The organism is Corynebacterium halotolerans (assembly GCF_050107895.1).
Taxonomy (GTDB): domain Bacteria; phylum Actinomycetota; class Actinomycetes; order Mycobacteriales; family Mycobacteriaceae; genus Corynebacterium; species Corynebacterium halotolerans_B.
Window position 1 is genome coordinate 1 of sequence record NZ_JBNILW010000049.1, and the last position, 594, is coordinate 594.

General features: G+C 64.0%; 1 protein-coding gene. It reads left to right on the plus strand.

Annotated elements, in window-relative coordinates:
* Positions 1-594 (plus strand): IS982 family transposase (locus ACQCVD_RS15490; protein WP_426824673.1); only part of this gene is annotated, 594 nt, incomplete at both ends.

The window sequence follows — 594 nt, forward strand, 5'->3', positions numbered from 1 at the left end:
GCTTCGTCAGATACGCCCACAAGCATCTGACCAGCATCTTCCCGTATCTGCCCCAGCAGTCCGGCTACCACAAGCGCCAACGCACCCTCACTGCGGTGATGCAGCACGTCATGGTGCACCTGGCCACCAGCACCGGCCTGCTGGGCGATGGCGTCTGGGTCGTGGACTCCACCCCGGTCGAATGCGGCAGCTCCCGACAAACGGTGCAACGCTCGGATCTGGCCGGTGTCGCCGAGTACGGCTACTGCGCCTCCCACTCCCGGTTCTTCTGGGGCCTGCGGCTGCATCTGATCTCCACACTGCACGGGATGCCGGTCGGTTACGCAGTCACCGGGGCGAAAGCAGATGAACGCGCCACCTTGCTGACCATGCTGGATACGGCTCCGGTGCCGGTGCCCGCCGGCCAGGTGATCATGACGGACAAGGGTTACAACGGTGCGTGGTTGGAAGAAGAGCTCAACGACGGCGGTGTCGAGTTGATCCGGCCGGCCCGGAAAGGGGAAGACCCCAGGCCAGGCAGGCAGTTTCTCAAGCCTCTACGGCAACGGATCGAGTCGGTGTTTGACACGTTGAAAGGCCAGTTGGGCCTGGAGC